This is a genomic window from Bradyrhizobium ivorense (genome assembly GCF_900696085.1).
In the GTDB taxonomy this organism is placed as follows: Bacteria; Pseudomonadota; Alphaproteobacteria; order Rhizobiales; family Xanthobacteraceae; genus Bradyrhizobium; species Bradyrhizobium ivorense.
Genome location: NZ_CAADFC020000016.1, coordinates 340094 through 357303, shown reverse-complemented (window position 1 = coordinate 357303; position 17210 = coordinate 340094). Strand labels below are relative to the sequence as shown.

General features: G+C 66.3%; 14 protein-coding genes and 1 pseudogene. 9 read left to right on the top strand and 6 right to left on the bottom strand.

Annotated features, from left to right (window positions below):
- The first annotated feature begins 246 nt into the window (after positions 1-246).
- Together CI41S_RS21515 and CI41S_RS21510 are read left to right on the top strand one after the other, a co-directional pair.
- Positions 247-1992 carry a type I secretion system permease/ATPase gene (locus CI41S_RS21515; protein WP_139862093.1) on the top strand — a complete coding sequence of 582 codons (1746 nt, stop codon included), beginning with the start codon at positions 247-249 and terminating at the stop codon, positions 1990-1992.
- On the top strand, positions 1989-3299 hold the full coding sequence (locus CI41S_RS21510; protein WP_139861478.1) for an HlyD family type I secretion periplasmic adaptor subunit: 1311 nt from the start codon (positions 1989-1991) through the stop codon (positions 3297-3299). The genes CI41S_RS21515 and CI41S_RS21510 overlap by 4 nt, the downstream gene beginning before the upstream one ends.
- 1 nt (position 3300) lies before the next feature.
- Here the strand turns inward: CI41S_RS21510 and CI41S_RS21505 are convergent, their stop codons facing one another.
- The 3 genes from CI41S_RS21505 to CI41S_RS21495 form a co-directional block, all read right to left on the bottom strand.
- Positions 3301-3891: a DUF2889 domain-containing protein gene (locus CI41S_RS21505; RefSeq protein WP_172628124.1), complete on the bottom strand. Its 591-nt coding sequence runs from the start codon at positions 3889-3891 to the stop codon at positions 3301-3303.
- 147 nt (positions 3892-4038) lie between these two features.
- Complete coding sequence (locus tag CI41S_RS21500; protein WP_139861476.1) at positions 4039-5595, bottom strand: long-chain-fatty-acid--CoA ligase; 1557 nt, start codon at positions 5593-5595, stop codon at positions 4039-4041.
- Positions 5525-6298, bottom strand: coding sequence for a TetR/AcrR family transcriptional regulator (locus CI41S_RS21495; protein ID WP_139861475.1), 774 nt, complete (start codon positions 6296-6298; stop codon positions 5525-5527). The genes CI41S_RS21500 and CI41S_RS21495 overlap by 71 nt, the downstream gene beginning before the upstream one ends.
- Before the next feature lie 93 nt (positions 6299-6391).
- On the opposite strand from CI41S_RS21495, the gene CI41S_RS21490 reads away from it, so the two are divergent.
- The 5 genes from CI41S_RS21490 to CI41S_RS21465 all read left to right on the top strand — a co-directional run bounded on the left by CI41S_RS21490 (position 6392) and on the right by CI41S_RS21465 (position 10865).
- The gene (locus tag CI41S_RS21490) at positions 6392-7576 is read left to right on the top strand and encodes a lipid-transfer protein (RefSeq protein ID WP_139482708.1); all 1185 of its coding nucleotides are present in this window, start codon (positions 6392-6394) and stop codon (positions 7574-7576) included.
- A gap of 9 nt (positions 7577-7585) precedes the next feature.
- Positions 7586-8041, top strand: coding sequence for a MaoC family dehydratase N-terminal domain-containing protein (locus CI41S_RS21485; protein WP_139861474.1), 456 nt, complete (start codon positions 7586-7588; stop codon positions 8039-8041).
- Positions 8038-8445, top strand: a complete 408-nt coding sequence (locus tag CI41S_RS21480) for a MaoC family dehydratase (RefSeq protein ID WP_139861473.1) — start codon at positions 8038-8040, stop codon at positions 8443-8445. The genes CI41S_RS21485 and CI41S_RS21480 overlap by 4 nt, the downstream gene beginning before the upstream one ends.
- Positions 8446-8664: 219 nt before the next feature.
- Positions 8665-9492 (top strand): SDR family NAD(P)-dependent oxidoreductase, encoded by an 828-nt coding sequence (locus tag CI41S_RS21470; protein WP_139861472.1) that lies wholly within the window; start codon positions 8665-8667, stop codon positions 9490-9492.
- 227 nt (positions 9493-9719) lie between these two features.
- Positions 9720-10865 (top strand): acyl-CoA dehydrogenase family protein, encoded by a 1146-nt coding sequence (locus CI41S_RS21465; RefSeq protein ID WP_139861471.1) that lies wholly within the window; start codon positions 9720-9722, stop codon positions 10863-10865.
- Positions 10866-10889: 24 nt separating this feature from the next.
- Here the strand turns inward: CI41S_RS21465 and CI41S_RS21460 are convergent, their stop codons facing one another.
- Positions 10890-12380: a methyl-accepting chemotaxis protein gene (locus CI41S_RS21460; protein ID WP_139861470.1), complete on the bottom strand. Its 1491-nt coding sequence runs from the start codon at positions 12378-12380 to the stop codon at positions 10890-10892.
- 892 nt (positions 12381-13272) lie between these two features.
- Between CI41S_RS21460 and CI41S_RS21455 the strand changes: the two genes are divergently transcribed.
- Together CI41S_RS21455 and CI41S_RS21450 are read left to right on the top strand one after the other, a co-directional pair.
- Positions 13273-14931: a thiamine pyrophosphate-binding protein gene (locus tag CI41S_RS21455; protein ID WP_139861469.1), complete on the top strand. Its 1659-nt coding sequence runs from the start codon at positions 13273-13275 to the stop codon at positions 14929-14931.
- A gap of 61 nt (positions 14932-14992) precedes the next feature.
- On the top strand, positions 14993-16264 hold the full coding sequence (locus CI41S_RS21450; RefSeq protein WP_139861468.1) for an NAD(P)/FAD-dependent oxidoreductase: 1272 nt from the start codon (positions 14993-14995) through the stop codon (positions 16262-16264).
- Positions 16265-16273: 9 nt separating this feature from the next.
- On the opposite strand, the pseudogene CI41S_RS44035 reads toward CI41S_RS21450, so the two are convergent.
- Together CI41S_RS44035 and CI41S_RS21440 are read right to left on the bottom strand one after the other, a co-directional pair.
- Positions 16274-16474: pseudogene (locus tag CI41S_RS44035) on the bottom strand (lipoprotein-releasing system transmembrane subunit LolC); the annotation flags it as partial.
- A 247-nt stretch (positions 16475-16721) separates the two neighbouring features.
- The gene (locus CI41S_RS21440) at positions 16722-16955 is read right to left on the bottom strand and encodes a hypothetical protein (RefSeq protein WP_139861467.1); all 234 of its coding nucleotides are present in this window, start codon (positions 16953-16955) and stop codon (positions 16722-16724) included.
- Positions 16956-17210: the final 255 nt, after the last annotated feature.

Below are 17210 nucleotides of genomic sequence, written 5' to 3'. Positions count from 1 at the left end.
ACGGTGCGTCCGGAGACCGGCGCTGAGGGCCGGCCGCCGGACGAGCCAAGCGGCGAACAGGCCGGCGGCGCATCCTTGAGCGGAGGAGCCGCGCCGCCGGGCCAATCTCTCGGAGTAGACAGTTTTCTCGGAATCGATCGCGTGTTGGACATTCTCTCAGAGTCCTGGTCTTTCCTTGCGCCGTTCATTGTGGCGGCGATCATTCTCTTCGGCCGGGCGCGACGCCGGCGGGCGAGCGAACGCGTCGTGCCTGCGCGCGATCGCGATGAGTCATCGCCGGCGCACGACCTGTCCTCGCTGCTTCAGGCCTGCCGCGGCGTGCTGATCGGGCTCGGCCTGATCACCGCCATGCTGAACGTGCTGTACCTGTCCGGCTCGTTCTTCATGCTGGAAGTCTACGACCGCGTGGTGCCGAGCCGCAGCGTGCCGACACTGGTCGGCCTCGCCGCGCTGGTCGGTGCCCTCTATGTGTTCCAGGCGTTCCTCGACATTCTGCGCGGGCGCATCCTCGTCCGCATCGGCGAGTGGCTCGACCGCGCATTCTCGGCGCGCGTCTACGACATCGTCGCGCGCTGGCCGCTGCGGGCGCGCACGAGCGGCGACGGGCTGCAGCCGGTGCGCGACCTCGACCAGGTTCGCAGCTATCTCTCCGGGCTCGGCCCGACCGCGCTGTTCGACCTGCCGTGGATCCCGTTCTACCTCGCGATCTGCTTCCTGTTTCACTGGTTGCTGGGACTCACGGCGTTGATCGGTTCGCTGGTGCTCGTTGCAATGACCTTCCTGACCGACCGGCTGACCCGCGCGCGCACCAGGGAAGCCTCCGGCCAGATCGCGCAGCGCAATGCACTCGCCGAGGCCAGCCGGCGCAATGCCGAGGTCCTGCAAGCCATGGGCATGCGAGGGCGCCTCGCCGCGCGCTGGGCGGACGCCAATGACAGCTACATTGCCACGCAGCGGCGCGCGGCCGATATCGCCGGCGGCTTCGGTTCCGTTTCCAAGGTGCTTCGTCTCGTGCTGCAATCGGCGGTGCTCGGCGTCGGCGGTTATCTCGTCATCATCCAGGAGGCGACCGCCGGCATCATCATCGCCGGGGCCATCCTGACGTCGCGCGCGCTCGCGCCGGTCGAAATCGCCATCGCGCACTGGAAGAGCCTGATCGCGGCGCGGCAGAGCTGGAAACGTCTGCAGCAGCACTGGGCGCAGCTGCCGGCCGAGGAGGACAAGACGCCGCTGCCGCCCCCGCGCAAGGCCCTCGCCGTCGAGGCGGTCTTCGTGGTGCCGCCGGGCGAACAGACCGCCGTCGTCCAGGACGCCTCCTTCGCGTTGCAGCCGGGACAGGGACTCGGCATGGTCGGCCCGAGCGGATCGGGCAAGTCGTCGCTGGTGCGGGCCATCGTCGGCGTGTGGGTGGCGGCGCGCGGCAAGGTGCGGCTGGACGGCGCCGCCCTCGACCAATGGAGCTCCGAGGCGCTCGGCCGCCACATCGGCTATCTGCCGCAGGACGTCGAGCTGTTCGCCGGCACCGTGGCGCAGAATATCAACCGCTTCGAACCGGCCCCCGACGCGGGGGCGATGATCGCCGCCGCGCGCGCCGCCGGCGTGCATGAGATGGTGCTGCGACTGCCGAAGGGCTACGACACACCGATCGGCGAAGCCGGCACGGCGCTCTCGGCCGGACAGCGGCAGCGCATCGCGCTCGCGCGCGCACTCTATCGCGACCCCTTCCTGGTGGTGCTCGACGAGCCCAACTCCAACCTCGACGCCGAAGGCGACCAGGCCCTGACCCAAGCCATTGAGAGCGTGCGCGCGCGCGGCGGCATCGTCATCGTCGTCGCGCATCGCACCAGCGCGCTTGCCGCCGTGGACCAATTGCTCGTGATGGGCGAGGGGCGCGTGCAGGCGTTCGGGCCCAAGCACGCGCTGCTGGCCAGGATGGCGCAGCCGCGGCCGGCCGTGCCGCTCAAGATCGTACCCGAGGGGGCGAGGTCATGAGCCGCGAGCCGGTGAACGTGGTTCCGCACACGATCCGCCGACAGCTGCGCGCCGGCCTCGCGGGCGTCATCATTCTCGCCGGTGGTGTCGGCGGCTGGGCCGCGACCACGGAATTGGCCGGGGCCGTCATCGGCTCCGGCACGCTGGTGGTCGACAGCTACACCAAGAAGGTGCAGCACCCGACCGGCGGCGTGGTCGGTGACCTCAACGTCCGGGAGGGCGCCCGGGTGAGGGCGGGCGACGTGGTCGTGCGTCTCGACGAGACCGTGACGCGGGCCAATCTCCTCATCGTTGTCAAGAGTCTGGACGAACAGGCGGCGCGCCGGGCGCGGCTCGAGGCGGAGCGCGACGATCGGGACCGTCTCGACTTTCCAGACGACCTCACCGCACGCGCCGCAGATCCCGACGTCAATCGGCTGCTCGCCGGCGAGCACAAGCTGTTCGAGCTGCGCAGCACCGCCCGCGCCGGCAAGAAGGCGCAGCTCAACGAGCGGATCGGCCAGCTTCGGGAGCAGATCCGCGGGCTCGACGAGCAGATCCAGGCCAAAGACCGCGAAACCAGCTTCATCGACGAGGAGCTCCTCGGCGTGCGCGACCTGTGGCGCAAGAAGCTGGTCCAGATCACCCGCCTGACGACGCTCGAGCGCGACGCGGCGCGCCTGCATGGCGAACGCGGCGCCTTGGTCGCCGCCGTCGCCGAGGCCAGGGGCCGGATCACCGAGACCACGCTGCAAATCATGCAGATCGACCAGGATTTGCGCACCGAGGTGGGAAAGGATCTTGCCGAGATTCGCGCCAAGACCGCGGAATTGGTTGAGAAGCGGGTGGCGGCCGAGGATCAGCTCAAGCGCATCGATATCCGCGCCCCGCAGGACGGCATCGTGCATCAGCTGGCGCTGCACACCATCGGTGGCGTCATCAGTCCCGGTGAGCAGATCATGCTCATCGTCCCGAGCCAGGACGCACTCGTCGTCGAGGTGCGCATCCCCCCGCATGAGATCGATCGCGTGTCGATGGGGCAGCCGGTGCTGTTGCGCTTTACGGCCTTCAACCAGCGCACCACGCCCCAGATCAATGGTGAAGTGAGCCACGTGTCCGCTGACGTTGCCGTCGACCAGAAGAGTACGGCGAGCTTCTATGTGGCCCGCATCGCCGTATCCGAGGCGGAGATCGCCCGCTTGGGCGATCTGAAGCTGATCGCCGGCATGCCGGTCGAGGCTTTCATCCAGACCGGCCAGCGCACGGTGATGTCATACCTCGTCAAGCCGTTTTCCGATCAGTTGATGCGCGCCTGGCGCGAGCGCTAGCTCACGAATCCTGCGTGACGTCAGGCTTCTTCGCAAACTGCGGAAAGATCTCCGCCACGACCGGCCCATCCAGCCGCCACGAATAGCAGCCGCCGACAAAGAACGGCGGCTCCTTGGCGTCGTGCTGGTGATCGAGCGCGCCGCGGCCCTCCGGGTCCTTGCCCGAGGTCGCGGTCTGGAACAGCGTCGTCACCGCCGGACCCAATAGCTCGGCGAGATGCGTGCAGGTCTCGAGCTTGCCGATCTTGCGCCTGACGATCTCGCGCCAGCCCTTGCCGATCCGCTCGCCGACCAGGCGCTGCAAAATGCCCTCGACGTCGAGGCAGGACGGGTAGGGCGTCGAAGCCATCGTGGTGCCGGTCTCGCGGATGGTAAAGCTGTCGTCGACCGCAAGCCGCAGGCGGATGTCGTGTACGGGATCCTCAGGTTGCTGCAGGCCGCGATAGCGGTCTTCCCGCGCATACGGCTTGGTATCGACCAGTCGCGCCTCGACCTCCCACAGGCCGTCATCGCGGAGATAGCCGACGCATTCGACGGAGCGGCGGTGCATCAGGCGGCGCGGCACGCCGTTGGCATTGGTATCGGGTGTCATCGGAACTCGCTGGATTGATGTTGATCGATCCAATCGGTCGCTTGCTCCGATGTCAAACGTTTCCCATTGAATGGCGTCATGAATGTCCGTCATTCCGGGATGGTCCGCGGGACCAGACCCGGAATGGCGGGTTAGAGCTTGCCCGCCTCAGCTCACCCGCCGGTCGCGGTTCTCCCAATACGGCCGGCGCAGCTCGCGCTTCAGAATCTTGCCGGCGCCGGAGAGCGGCAGCGGTGTCGCGGTAATGTCGACGCTGCGCGGGCATTTGTAGCCGGCGATCAGCGTCTTGCAGTGCTCGATCAGCTCCTCCGGCGTGGCGCTGGCGCCGCCCTTCAGCACCACGACGGCGTGAACCTGCTCGCCCCAGCGGTCGCTGGGGATGCCGATCACGGCGCATTGCGCCACCGCGGGATGCTGGGCGAGGGCGTTCTCGACCTCTGCCGAATACACGTTCTCGCCGCCGGAGATGATCATGTCCTTGACGCGGTCGACGACATAGATAAAGCCGTCCTCGTCCATGTAGCCACCGTCGCCGGTGTGCATCCAGCCGTCGATTACGGCGCGCGCGGTCTCTTCCGGCCGCTCCCAATAGCCCATCATCACCATGTCGCCGCGCACCGCAATCTCGCCGACGGTGCCCCTCGGCACCACCTTGTCCTCGGCGTCGACGATCTTCACTTCGGCGCCAAGCGTGGCGCGGCCGGCGCCGCGGTGCCGGCCCTTGGCGCGGCCGTCGCCGATATGCTCCTTCCAGTGCAGCACGGTTGCGATCGGCGACAGCTCGGTCATGCCGTAGGCCTGGGTGAACTCGACATGCGGCAGCGCCTTCATCGCGCGCATCAGCACGGCATCCGAGATCACCGAGGCGCCGTAGGCGATCCTCCGCAGCGACGCCAGGTCGTAATTGCCGAGGGTGGGGTGATCGACGAACATCTGGATCATGGTCGGCACCAGCAGCACGTCGGTGACGCGCTCCTTCTGGATCGCGGCCGCGACGCCGTCGGGGGTGAAGCCCTGGATCACGACGTTGGAGCCGCCGGACAGCAGCACCGAGTACATCGCCGCGCCATTTGCGAGGTGGAACATCGGCGCCGCGTGCAGATAGATCGTGCTGCTCGGCCACAGGCCTTCGCCGAGCGCGTTCAGCGCGTTGGCCATCAGATTGCCGTGGCTCAGCATCACGCCCTTGGAACGGCCGGTGGTGCCGCCGGTGTAGAAGATGCCGGCCAGATCGTCGCGGCCGCGCATCGCATCCGGCATAGCCTGGCTGCGCGCGATCAGCGTCTCGTAATTCTCCGTGCCGGCGGGCGTCTCGCCATCGTCGGCAAAGACCAGCTTGAGGCCGGGAATGGTCTTCGCCAGCGTCGCACCGACCGGCGCAAACGCCTTGTCGACGAACAGGATGTCGGCGCGGCAGTCGCGCAGCGCGTCTTCGTTCTCGATCGGGCTCCAGCGAATGTTGAGCGGCACGATCACCGCGCCGGCCCAGCCGACCGCAAGGTAGAGCTCGAGATAGCGGTCGGAGTTCAGCGACAGCACCGCGACGCGGTCGCCATCCCTGGCGCCGAGCGAGCGAATGGCGGCGGCAAGGCGGGCGACGCGTTCGCCGACCTCGCGCCAGTTGCGGCGCCGCTCACCGCAGACGACTGCGAGCCCGTTTGGATTGACCTGCAGCGCGCGCCGCAGTCCGTGCGTGATGTTCACTCTGCTCCTCCCTTGGTGCGTTTCCCTTGCGAGGCGATTTGTCCGCCTTCTTCTTGGATGTCGTATTCCTTGAAGTCCTGGCGATGCCCTCGGTGAGGCGGATCGCGAATTCCTCGGCTACCGCGCGGCCGCTCAGCGCGCCGTCCGGCTGGAACCAGTGCCCGATCCAGTTCAGCGAGCCGGCGATCGCGAACGCCGATAGCTTTGGGTCGCACGGCTTGACCGAGCCGTCGGCGATGCCCTGCGTGATATAGTCGCGGAAGGCGCGGTCGATCCGCCGCTTCGCGCTCTGCACGATCTTGCGGTTGTCGTCGCTGAGGTCGCGGAGATCGAAGCGCACCAGGCTCTTGCCGTAGTCGGCGGTCATCAGCTCGGCGTAGCGCACCGTGAGCTTGCGCAGCTTATCGAGGCCGCTGCCGCCGCCGGCCGAGGTCTCGGCGATGCATTCGTCGACCAGCTCGTTGCCGATCGCCCAGCACTCGAACAGGATCTCGTCCTTGCCGCGGAAATAATTGTAGAGCGCCGGCTTGGTGATGTTCAGCCGTCTGGCGACCTCGTTGAGGGTGGCGCGGTGATAGCCCTGCTCCAGGAACAGCGCGACCGCCGTGCGCAGCACCGCCTCGCGCTTCTCGTCGCGGGCACGGCGCCGGCTCTCGAACGGCAGCCAGGGGGATTCGTTGCTGGAGGGGGAGCGGGCGTCCATGGGCAGTCGTTGTCGCATTGACTCCGTGAAATCGCCCGTATATTACCCATGGGTAATAAATAGTCCAGTGGGTAAATTTCGGGAGGATACGCGATGACGTCACGCGCCTATGTTGCCGGGGTCGGCATGATCCCGTTCGTCAAGCCCGGCGCCAATGCGCCGTATCACGTGATGGGCGCGGAGGCAGCGAAGCTCGCGCTCACTGACGCCGGCCTCGACTACGGCAAGGTTCAGCAGGCCTATGTCGGCTATGTCTATGGCGACTCCACCTGCGGCCAGCGCGCGCTCTATCCGGTCGGCATGACCGGCATCCCGATCGTCAACGTCAACAACAACTGCTCGACCGGCTCGACCGCGCTGTTCCTGGCGCGGCAGGCGATCGAGTCGGGCGCGGCCGATTGCGTGATGGCGCTCGGCTTCGAGCAGATGAAGCCCGGCGCGTTAGGGGCCGTCTTCACCGATCGTCCCAGCGCGTTCGACGATTTCGACGCGGCCGCCGACAAGCTGGTCGACGCGCCCGGCGTGCCGCTGGCGCTGCGCTATTTCGGCGGCGCCGGCCTCAGCCACATGAAGAAATACGGCACGCCGCTGAGTGCGTTTGCAAAGGTGCGCGCGAAAGCCAGCCGTCACGCCAGGAACAATCCGCTGGCGCTGTTCCGCAAGGAGGTCACCGCCGACGACGTGATGAACGACCAGGTGATCTGGCCCGGCGTGATGACGCGGCTGATGGCGTGCCCGCCGACCTGCGGCGGCGCCGCCGCAATCCTGGTCTCGGAGAAATTCGCCGAGCAGCACGGCCTCAACAGGCAGGTCCGCATCGCCGCGCAGGCGATGACGACCGATACGCCGTCGACCTTCGGCGCCAACGACATGATGCAGGTGGTCGGCTACGACATGGCGCGCGACGCGGCGAAGAAGGTCTACGAGACCGCGGGCATCGGGCCTGAGGATCTCGACGTCGTCGAGCTGCACGACTGCTTTGCTCACAACGAGCTGATCACCTATGAGGGGCTCGGCCTGTGCGGCGAGGGCGAGGCGGCGCGCTTCATCGACGACGGCGACAACAGCTATGGCGGCAGGATCGTCACCAACCCGTCCGGCGGCCTGCTGTCGAAGGGCCATCCGCTCGGCGCCACCGGCCTTGCGCAGTGTTACGAGCTGACGCGGCAGCTGCGCGGCACCGCGGCCGCCACGCAAGTGGAGGGTGCGCGGATCGGCCTGCAGCACAATCTCGGCCTCGGCGGCGCCTGCGTCGTCACGCTCTACGAACGCGTCTGAGGGCGCGCCATGGTCGATCAAACCGCTGTCGGGCGCACCTTTACGCCCGTCACCGCGCGCGTCGAGCCGGGACGCCTGCGCTTCTTCCTCGACACGCTCGGTGAGAGCAACCCGATCTATGGCGACGAGACGGCCGCGCAGGCGGCCGGCTTCGCGGCGGCGCCGGTGCCGCCGACCTATCTGTTCTGCCTGGAGATGATGGACGCGACGGTGCCGTTCGAGTTCCTGACCGCGCTCGACATCGATCTCGCGCGCGTGCTGCATGGCGAGCAGCGCTTTGACTATCGCGCTCCGGTCGTGGTCGGCGACACCCTGACGTTCCGGCCGCGCGTCACCAGCGTGACCGACAAGAAGGGTGGAGCGATGACGCTGATCGTGGTCGAAACCGAGGTCACCAACCAGGACGGCGTCCACGTCGCCGACCTCTCGCGCACCGTCGTGGTGCGCAATGCGAGGCCGTCATGAGCGTAGCGAAACCAGCGGTCGGCGACGTCATCGTCCACAAGGAGTTTCCGCCGATCACCCGCCACCGCCTCGCGCTGTATTGCGGGGCTTCCGGCGATCACAATCCGATCCATGTCGACAGCGATTTTGCGAAAGCCGCCGGTTTTCCCGATGTGTTCTCGCATGGCATGCTCGTCATGGGCTATCTCGGCCAGGCGCTGACCGATGCGGTGGCGCCGTCGCGCATCCGTTCGTTCTCGACGCGGTTTGCCGCGATCACCCAACTCGGGGCGAAGCTGACCTGCGAGGGCACGGTGACCGAGCTGATGGAGCAGGGTGGTGAGAAGCGGGCGAAGCTCGCGCTGACGACCAAGGATCAGCACGGCGAGGTGAAGCTCGCCGGGGAAGCGGTCATCGCGCTGTAGGGAGAAGCTGCGACCGCAACGGGAATGCGCTCCCTCGCCCCGCTCTTGCGGGGAGAGGGTTGGCGTGAGGGGCCATCTCCGCACGTGCGTCTGACAGACGGATTCGCGGAGACTCCCCCTCACCCGGAACGCATCTTCGATGCGTTCCGGCCTCTCCCCGCAGGCGGGGAGAGGCGAAAGGGCGCCGGCAGGTATCATGTTGTCTCAGGGAGAATTTGAATGTCGAAACTGCAAGGCAAAGTCGCGCTCGTCTCCGGGTCGGGCCGCGGCATCGGGCGGGCGATTGCACTGAAGCTGGCGGGCGAGGGCGCGCGCGTCGTGGTCAATGATCTCGATGCCGAGCCGGGCAATGCCGTTGTCGCCGAGATCAAGGCGGCCGGCGGCGACGCCGTCGCGGTCAACGGCAGCGTTACCGAGGCCGGCTTTGCCGATCGGTTCGTCGGCAGCGCCATCGAACACTTCGGCGGGCTCGACATCATCGTCAACAATGCCGGCTACACCTGGGACTCGACGATCCAGAAGATGACCGACGAGCAGTTCCAGGCCATGCTCGACGTTCATCTGGTCGCCCCGTTCCGCATCATGCGCGCGGCGGCCGAGCCGATACGGGTGATGGCCAAGAAGGAGGCCGAGGCGGGGCGCGAGGTGTTCCGCAAGGTCGTCAACATCTCCTCGATCGCGGGCCTCTACGGCAATGCCGGGCAGGCCAGCTATTCCTCGGCAAAAGCGTCGCTGATCGGGCTGACGCGGACGATGTGCAAGGAGTGGGGCCGCTACAAGGTCAACGTCAATTGCGTCGCCTTCGGCCTGATCAACACCCGCCTGACCCAGCCGATCGAGACCCAGCAGAAGACCATCGACGTCGCCGGCCGCGACATCAAGGTCGGCGTGCAGCCGCAGATGTTGGAGGCGATGGGCCGCATGATCCCGCTCGGCCGCGGCGGCACGCCGGAGGAGGCGGCGGACGCGGTCTATCTGTTCTGCTCGCCGGAATCGAATTACATCAGCGGTCAGGTGATCGTCGCCGGCGGCGGTCTTTTGATCTAGCTCAGGGCATCATGAACCGCTTACACTGATGTGTCGCAGCTCCATCCCCGTCATTGCGAGGAGCAGTAGCGACAAAATTGCAAAGCAATTTTGCGCTGAAGCGACGAAGCAATCCATCGATCCGCATACGCGGTGGCATGGATTGCTTCGCTTCGCTCGCAATGACGGGGATGGAGCTGCGGCATGCCGGCGGTCTGTGACGCAATAAGACTAACGAAGAGGCCAGAATGCAATACCGATCGTCCTGGATGACCGAGGAGCTGGACGTCTTCCGCGACCAGTTCCGCAAATTCCTCGCCAAGGATCTGGCGCCGCACGCCGAAAAATGGCGCGTGCAGAAGCTGGTCGATCGTTCGGCCTGGCGCGCGCTCGGCGAGATGGGCGCGCTGTTGCCGAGCGTGCCCGAGGCCTATGGCGGTCTCGGCGCCACCTTCGCCTATGATGCCGCGGTGCTGGAGGACATCGAGAGCACGGTGCCGGAGGTGACGACGGGTGTGTCGGTGCACAGCGCGATCGTCGCGCACTACATCCTCAACTACGGCTCGGAGGAGCAGAAGCAGCGCTGGCTACCGAAGATGGCCTCGGGCGAGATGGTCGGCGCCATCGCGATGACGGAGCCCGGCACCGGTTCAGATCTGCAGAGCGTGAAGACAACGGCGAAGAAGCAAGGCAACAGCTACGTCATCAACGGCCAGAAAACCTTCATCACCAACGGCCAGGCCGCCGATCTCGTCATCGTGGTGGCGCGCACCGGCGGTGCGGGCTCGAAAGGCATCTCGCTGATCGTGGTCGAGACCGCGGGCGCAGAAGGTTACCGGCGCGGCCGCAACCTCGACAAGATCGGCCTGCACGCCTCAGACACGTCGGAGCTGTTCTTCGACAATGTCACGGTGCCGCCGGAAAACCTGCTTGGCAACGACGAGGGCAACGGCTTCGTGCAGCTGATGCAGCAGCTGCCGCAGGAGCGGCTGTCGCTCGCGATCGGCGCGGTCGCCTCGATGGAGCGCGCGGTCAGGATCACGGCCGACTACACCAAGGAGCGCAGCGCGTTCGGAAAACCGCTACTGGAATTCCAGAACACCGCCTTCAAGCTCGCCGAGCGCAAGACCGAGGCGATGATCGCCCGCGTCTTCGTCGACTGGTGCGTCGAGCGCTTGGTCGCCGGCGACCTCGACACCGTGACGGCGTCGATGGCGAAATGGTGGTGCTCGCAGAAGCAGGTCGAGACTGCCGACGAATGCCTGCAGCTGTTCGGCGGCTACGGCTACATGCAGGAATATCCGATCTCGCGGATGTTCATCGATTCCCGGATCCAGAAGATCTACGGCGGCACCAACGAGATCATGAAGCTGTTGATCGCGCGCTCGCTATAGGCAAGCGCGCGATGCCGACAGCCATTACATCGCGCGCACGTTCTTGAGGAACTTGTCGACCTGAACTTCAAGTTCGGACGCGTTGCTGGCGAGCTCTCCGGAAGCCGCCAGAACGTTCTCCGCGGCCTTGCTGGCGTCGTCGATCGCCTTGGTGGTTCCGTTGATGTTGGCGGTGACCTCCTTGGTGGCCGCCGCCTGCTCCTCGACGGCGCTGGCGATCACGGTCGAGATTTCGCTGATCTGCACGATGACCTGCGAGATCGCCTTCAGCGCCGTGGCGGTGTTGCCGGTCGCGGTCTGCATTTCGTTGATCTGCGCCGAAATATCTTCGGTGGCCTTGGCGGTCTGGTTGGCCAGCGCCTTCACCTCGGACGCGACGACGGCAAATCCGCGTCCGGCCTCGCCGGCGCGGGCGGACTCGATCGTTGCGTTGAGCGCGAGCAGATTGGTCTGGCCGGCGATCTGGCTGATCAGGGCGACGACGTCGCCGATCTTCTGCGCCATGGTCACGAGGCCCGCCACAAGCTTGTCGGACTTCTCGGTTTCCTCGACCGCCATGCGGGCGATGCGGCTCGCCTCGGCGACCTGGCGGCTGATCTCGTTGACCGAGGACGACAGCTCTTCGGAGGCGGACGCCGCGCTCGCCGAGCGCTGATTGACGAATTCGGCAGTCGTCGTCAGTGACCGGGCCGTGCCCTGCATTTGTGTCGAGGCCGACGCCAGCATTCCGGCAAGGCCCTTCACGTCCTTTTCGAAATCGTCGGCCAGTTTCACATTGCCTGTGACAACCGACCAGCTCAGCATTGCGCCGGTATACTTGCCGCGCTTGTCGGTGAGCCCCGACACCCGCAGGTCGAGCGTTTCCGGACCGAGCTTGATCTTGGCCGCGTGCGGCAGGTTCCTGGGATCGCCGACGATGCGGCGCTGATGCGCCGGGTTCTTGTGGAAGATGTCGAACGAGTTGCCGAGGATCTTCTCCGGCGCGACCGGAAGCAAATGCTTCACGGTGTCGAGCGTCTTGAGGCTGGTCTGGTTGATGTAGGTGATGTTGAATTCGGTATCGCACATCATGATGTTGATCGGCATGTTGTCGAGCATCTGCAACAGCCGCTCGGTCTGGGTTTCGAGCCGCGCCTTCTCGGTCGCAAGCTCCCAGGTCAGCATCGGCCCGACATAGCGGCCGCGCCCGTTGGTCATCGCCGTCACGGTGAGATCGAGCGTCTCGCCGCCTATGGTGATGCGCGCCTTGTGTGGCAGGTTCTTTGGATCGGACAGCAGCCGGCGTTGATGCTGCGGGTTCTTGTGAAAGATGTCGATCGATTGTCCGATCAGCGCGTCCACCTTCACCGGCAGCACATGCTCGATCTTCTTCAGATTCTGCCGCGTCGACTCGTTGATGTAGGTGATCTTGAAATTGTCCAGCTCGCAGAGCATGACACTGATCGGCATATCGTCGAGCAGCCGGTATGAACTATCCGCGCCGATCACGCTTGCGACACTCTTCATCCCCAACATGCATTGCCTCCAGCATTGGTATCAATTGGTGAACTAAAAGGAGTGCACCTGATCGGCAGCAGAAATGCCTTCCGCAGCGGAACGGCGGGCAGGTGCCGTACACGATTTACAATTTCTGACTGTACGAAACCGTAGGCGATTCGAGTTCCATTCCAAAGCGCATGCCGTGCGCCGCGCGCGACCGTGCAGGACGCGACGCGCAATGCATGCGATGCACGCAGCCGAAATCGCGGTGTAAGACGGCGATTTGCCGCGATATCCGCGCGATCATGCAACGAAGGGCGCGAAGCGACCGATCGTTGCACCGTAGTCTTACGGAAACGCAGGCGTGCGCTTCGAATGATTGTTATCGTGCATAGGGCGCGGCGCTGTATGCAGTTTGTGCCGTGCTGTTATCGCGCGCCGCGACGCGTTGGACTCACGTCGTACAGCGGCCGCGCCGCCGGTGTTGGCGATGCTTGCGCATCGTCGTCGCGCATGCGCGCTGTGGGCGATGGCCGGTGCCTCGCGATGAGCGCGAGGCGGTCGTGTCGTCGATGAGGCTATTGTTGAAAGAAACACGCACGGGTTGATCTTGGCGCGGCACGAGTCCGGATCTAGCCGGTTGACCGGTGGCGGACCATTTCATCCGCAAGCTGGCAGCGAGGGCGGTCTGAAATCGGTGGAGGATTGCCTTCCTGCGCTCCGGGGCTGGGTCGCGACGATCTCGCGATCGTCCGCTCTGCGGAATTCGATGACGAAACAGCGCTGCCCATTGCCTATCGCATGGCTAGACGCCGCTTCGCCCGCGCGACGCGGCTTCGGTCTTGCACCCTATTTCCGTCTATCATACCCCGTGGGGCCACGATCGGCGCGAAGCCAAGGCGCGCGCCGCTAGCCGCAGGGAGCCGTCATGACCAAGAGCAATGCCCGGACCGGAGGCCAGATCCTGATCGACCAGTTGGTCGCGCAGGGGGTGGAGCGCGTCACCTGCGTGCCCGGCGAGAGCTATCTGGCGGCGCTGGACGCCCTGCATGACAGTCCGATCGACGTCGTAATCTGCCGCGCCGAGGGCGGGGCGGCGATGATGGCGGAGGCCTATGGCAAGCTCACCGGCAAGCCCGGCATCTGCTTCGTCACCCGCGGCCCGGGCTCGACCAACGCCGCCCATGGCGTCCACATCGCGATGCAGGATTCCACCCCGATGATCCTGTTCGTCGGCCAGGTCGACACCGGCATGCGCGAGCGCGAGGCGTTCCAAGAGCTCGACTACAAGGCGGTGTTCGGCACCATGGCGAAATGGGCGGTCGAGATCGACCGGCCCGACCGGATTCCGGAACTGGTGGCGCGCGCCTTTCGCGTTGCGCTGCAGGGTCGCCCTGGTCCGGTCGTGATCTCGCTGCCGGAAAACATGCTGACCGAAACTGCCGCGGTCGCCGACGCGCCGAAGGTCGAGCCCGCTGCGACCTGGCCGGCGCCATCAGATCTCGACCGGCTCGGCGCCATGCTGGCGAGCGCCAAGGCGCCGATCGTGGTGCTCGGCGGCTCGGCCTGGACCGCCGAAGCCGCGCAGGGCATCGCGCGTTTCGCCGAGCGCTTCGATCTGCCGGTCACCACCTCGTTCCGCCGCGCCTCGCTGTTCGACGCCGACCACACGCATTACGCCGGCGACCTCGGCATCGGCCCGAGCCCGCAGCTCAAGGCGCGCATCACCGGCGCCGACGTCATCCTGCTGATCGGCGGCCGGATGTCGGAGATGCCGTCGTCATCTTACACGCTGCTCGACATTCCGGTGCCGAGCCAGAAGCTGATCCACGTCCATCCGGGCTCCGAAGAGCTCGGCCGCGTCTATCAGCCGGCGCTGGCGATCCAGGCGACGCCCGCCGCCTTCGCTGCCGCCGTCGAGACCATGAAGCCCGCGGCCGCGCCGGCCTGGAAGGGTGAGGCGGCCAAGGCGCATTCCGACTATCTCGCCTGGACCGAAAAGCCGCGCGAGCTGCCGGGCCATTTTCAGTATGGCCAGGTCGTCACTTGGCTGCGCGACCGGCTGCCGAAGGACGCCATCGTCTGCAACGGCGCCGGCAATTATGCCGGCTGGCTGCACCGCCACCATCGCTTCCACAGCTTCGCCGCGCAGCTCGCGCCGACCTCGGGCTCGATGGGCTATGGCGTGCCGGCGGCGGTGATGGCCAAGCGGCATCATCCGGATCGCGTCGTCGTGGCGTTCGCCGGCGACGGCTGCTTCCTGATGAACGGCCAGGAGTTCGCCACCGCCGTGCAGTATGATGCGCCGCTGATCGTCGTCGTCATCGACAACGCGCAATATGGCACCATCCGCATGCATCAGGAGCGCGATTATCCCGGCCGCGTCGTCGGCACCCAGCTGAAGAACCCGGATTTTGCGCTGTACGCCAAGGCGTTCGGCGGCCATGGCGAGCGGGTCGAGCGCACCGAGGATTTTGCGCCGGCGTTCGAGCGCGCGCTGGCCTCCGGCAAGCCCGCGATCCTGCACTGCCTGGTCGATCAGCGCGCGCTGTCGGTCGGCAAAGATTTTGCGCCGCAGCAGGCATGATCCGGAAAAGTGCGAAGCGGTTTTCCGAACAGATCATGCCTCAACGAGAGGCCACAGCCTGATGTCTAAGCTCGCCGGTCGCCACGTCGCGATCATCGGCGCCGGTGCGGTCGGCGTGATCAGCGCCATCGAGGCGCTGCGCGCCGGACACCGCATCACGCTGATCGATCCCGGCGAGCCCGGCGGGGAGCAGGCCGCGAGCTACGGCAATGCCGGCTGGCTGTCGTCGCATTCGGTGATCCCGCCCGCCGAGCCCGGCACCTGGAAAAAGGTCCCGGGTTATCTGATGGACCCGCTCGGGCCGCTCGCGATCCGCTGGTCATATCTGCCGAAGGCGCTGCCCTGGCTGGTCAAGTATCTGCTGTCGAGCTGGACGGAGGCGCAGGTCGAGGCCACCGCGCGGGCGATGCGCGATCTGCTGAAAGACGCGCCGCTGCTGCACCGGCAGCTCGCGGAAGAGGCCGGCGTGCCCGAATTGATCGAGCGCCGCGGCGTGATGCACGTGTTTCCCTCGCGCGCGCCGTTCGACCGCGATCTCGGCTGGCGCATCCGCAAACGCGTCGGCATCGAATGGCTCGAGCTCGACGAAAACGAGATGCGCCAGCGCGAGCCCGATCTGCATCCGCGCTACAAGTTCGGCGTCGTGGTCGAGGAGGCCGGCCGCTGCCGCGATCCCGGCGCTTATGTCGCGGCGCTTGCCGCGCACGCGATCGCAAACGGCGCGGTGCGCGTAGCCGCCAAGGCGACCGGCCTCAAGCTGCAGGGCGACCGACTCGTCGCCGTCGTCACCGAGAGCGGCGAGATCGCCTGCGACGCCGCGGTTGTCGCGGCCGGCGCGCGCTCAAAGCAGCTCACCGCCTCGGTCGGCGATTCCCTGCCGCTCGAAACCGAGCGTGGCTACCACGTCATGATCGAGAACCCGGAATCGGGCCCGCGCAATTCGATGATGGCGTCCGACGCCAAGATGGTGGTGAACTGGACCGACAAGGGCCTGCGCGCCGCCGGCACCGTCGAGATCGCCGGCCTCGACGCCGAACCGAACTGGAAGCGCGCCGAGATTTTGCGCGAACATCTGCTCAGCATGTTTCCGAAGTTGCCGAAGGATATTCCGGCATCGCGCATCAATACCTGGTTCGGCCATCGGCCGAGCATGCCCGACGGGCGGCCTTGCATCGGTTACGCCCGCGCGACGCGCGACGTCGTCTATGCCTTCGGTCACGGCCATGTCGGCCTGGTCGGTTCGGCTCGCACCGGCCGGCTGGTCGCGCAGCTCCTGAGCGGCCGCGAGCCGGAGATTCCGCTCGCGCCGTTCGCGCCGGCGCGCTTCCTGTAGCAGGCCGCGTTAGCGGAATGTTTCGGTCGGATCGAGCCGCGCTGCGCGCCATGACGGGTAGAGCGTGGCAAGGAACGACAGCGTCAGCGCCATGATCACGATGGCCGCGGTCTGCGCGGCGTCGACCTCCGCCGGCAGCTCGGACAGGAAGTAGAGTTCGGGCGGGAACAGCTGGATGCCGGTCAGCCATGACAGGAACCGACGTGGCGACGCCGAGCATGATGCCCAGAAACGAAAACCCGGCGATAACCGAGATGACGCCTTCCCTGCGACGCGCCCGGAGGTAGCGTGCGGAGAGCATCCATTCGAACGGTGCAAAGGGCGCGGTTTGCGATGGCTCCGCCACGGTCTCGCTCATTGGCCGGCAGGGTCGGCATTCTGTCTGCTTGCCGCGGAATTGGCTAGAGCGGGGCTCGGCGACCGCCTGGTCGACCAGGCGGGAGAACTGGCACACGCCTCAGGTATCACCGACCCAGGTCACGATCGCCGCCGGCGCGATCACGCGCCTGGGCGTGTGCGGGTTGATGGTCCCGGCGCTGATGTCCTCGGTCCGGTCGAGCAGACCGCGCGCGAAGATCTTGGCTTCCTGTTCATTGGGAAAGGTGCGGGTCTGGCGGGCGAAGCGATGGTGTCCGGCGTCGGGGGTTCTGAGCGCGAACGAGACGAACCAGATGGCCTTGTCGTTCTTCATCGCGTCGTCTCTGACGGCCGCCCGGGCGCGCGCTGCAGTGTCTTGCCGAGTCTTGGCTGTACAATAGGTGCCACGATGAAAATGCCCGGAGGTGCAATAAGTGCCCGTGCCGACGGAGCAGCCACCCGCCAGGAGCGGCGCAAAACCGGAGCTGGCAGGGTATTACTCCTCAACCGTTGGATGAACCTGATAACGCGCCTTCGCATCGCTGGTTCCCGCTGAGCGAAATCTGCGCATTCCCAGCCACTTGTGGCG

Excerpts from the sequence above, each read along its gene's own strand:
- CI41S_RS21510 (WP_139861478.1), top strand. The coding sequence starts at position 1,989 with ATGAGCCGCGAGCCGGTGAACGTGGTTCCGCACACGATCCGCCGACAG.
- CI41S_RS21505 (WP_172628124.1), bottom strand. The coding sequence starts at position 3,891 with ATGACACCCGATACCAATGCCAACGGCGTGCCGCGCCGCCTGATGCAC.
- CI41S_RS21495 (WP_139861475.1), bottom strand. The coding sequence starts at position 6,298 with ATGGACGCCCGCTCCCCCTCCAGCAACGAATCCCCCTGGCTGCCGTTC.
- CI41S_RS21490 (WP_139482708.1), top strand. The coding sequence starts at position 6,392 with ATGACGTCACGCGCCTATGTTGCCGGGGTCGGCATGATCCCGTTCGTC.
- CI41S_RS21485 (WP_139861474.1), top strand. The coding sequence starts at position 7,586 with ATGGTCGATCAAACCGCTGTCGGGCGCACCTTTACGCCCGTCACCGCG.
- CI41S_RS21480 (WP_139861473.1), top strand. The coding sequence starts at position 8,038 with ATGAGCGTAGCGAAACCAGCGGTCGGCGACGTCATCGTCCACAAGGAG.
- CI41S_RS21470 (WP_139861472.1), top strand. The coding sequence starts at position 8,665 with ATGTCGAAACTGCAAGGCAAAGTCGCGCTCGTCTCCGGGTCGGGCCGC.
- CI41S_RS21465 (WP_139861471.1), top strand. The coding sequence starts at position 9,720 with ATGCAATACCGATCGTCCTGGATGACCGAGGAGCTGGACGTCTTCCGC.
- CI41S_RS21460 (WP_139861470.1), bottom strand. The coding sequence starts at position 12,380 with ATGTTGGGGATGAAGAGTGTCGCAAGCGTGATCGGCGCGGATAGTTCA.
- CI41S_RS21455 (WP_139861469.1), top strand. The coding sequence starts at position 13,273 with ATGACCAAGAGCAATGCCCGGACCGGAGGCCAGATCCTGATCGACCAG.
- CI41S_RS21450 (WP_139861468.1), top strand. The coding sequence starts at position 14,993 with ATGTCTAAGCTCGCCGGTCGCCACGTCGCGATCATCGGCGCCGGTGCG.
- CI41S_RS21440 (WP_139861467.1), bottom strand. The coding sequence starts at position 16,955 with ATGAAGAACGACAAGGCCATCTGGTTCGTCTCGTTCGCGCTCAGAACC.